Source organism: Candidatus Poseidoniia archaeon (assembly GCA_030748895.1).
In the GTDB taxonomy this organism is placed as follows: Archaea; Thermoplasmatota; Poseidoniia; order MGIII; family CG-Epi1; genus UBA8886.
Genome location: JASMLC010000053.1, coordinates 1 through 666, shown reverse-complemented (window position 1 = coordinate 666; position 666 = coordinate 1). Strand labels below are relative to the sequence as shown.

Sequence of the window (666 nt, the reverse complement as noted above, 5' to 3'; positions counted from 1 at the left end):
GAAGAGTTTATTGAGAGAAAAGAAAATGGAGAGAATCCTGCTGAAGTTATGAATGACTTAGGGATAAAGCGCTATTGCTGCAGGAAGATTTTTGTTTCTCATTTAGACTTGATAGACGAACTCTTACCCTACGACTGATTTTTTAAGAAAGGTTACTATAGCCACACTATAGGGCCCGTGGGGTAGCTTGGCATCCTTGTACCTTGGGGTGGTATAGACTCCAGTTCAAATCTGGGCGGGCCCACCATCTTGCTTCTAAAAAAACATCATATTCATGCTTTCTTTAATGTTTCATAAAGTGCCCTAATTGTAAGAATTGTAACTTAGAGCCAAAATCAACTACAACAGGAGTTGAACTTAATACCTGTAAAAGATGTAAGTTTATTTGCTGGATTAATCTAATTTAAAATTAAAGATAATGATCCTACAATTCCGGAATCAACACCTAAACCCGGTTCTGATATTAGATCTGATAATGAAATTAATGGCGTATAATTATTCCACACTTTTTCAACATTATGTCGTATCATAGGAAAAAGTTGCTTCTGATCCATAACGCCACCTCCCATAATAATTTTGTCAGGGGAATGATTAGAGATTATATTAATTAATCCAACTGCCAACAACTCTGCTTCTTTTTCCCAAGCTTCATGTGACTCAGTGAAT

General features: G+C 36.2%; 2 protein-coding genes and 1 tRNA gene. 2 read left to right on the top strand and 1 reads right to left on the bottom strand.

The features are described from left to right. Positions 1–9 precede the first annotated feature (9 nt). A complete protein-coding gene (locus QGG57_07045; GenBank protein ID MDP7007911.1) occupies positions 10–138 on the top strand; it encodes a DNA-directed RNA polymerase subunit N in 129 nt (42 codons plus the stop codon). A 33-nt stretch (positions 139–171) separates the two neighbouring features. Next, positions 172–247 (top strand) — tRNA-Pro (locus QGG57_07040). A 151-nt stretch (positions 248–398) separates the two neighbouring features. Here the strand turns inward: QGG57_07040 and QGG57_07035 are convergent. Further along, on the bottom strand, positions 399–666 hold a 268-nt coding region (locus tag QGG57_07035; GenBank protein MDP7007910.1), incomplete at its 5' end, for an ROK family protein.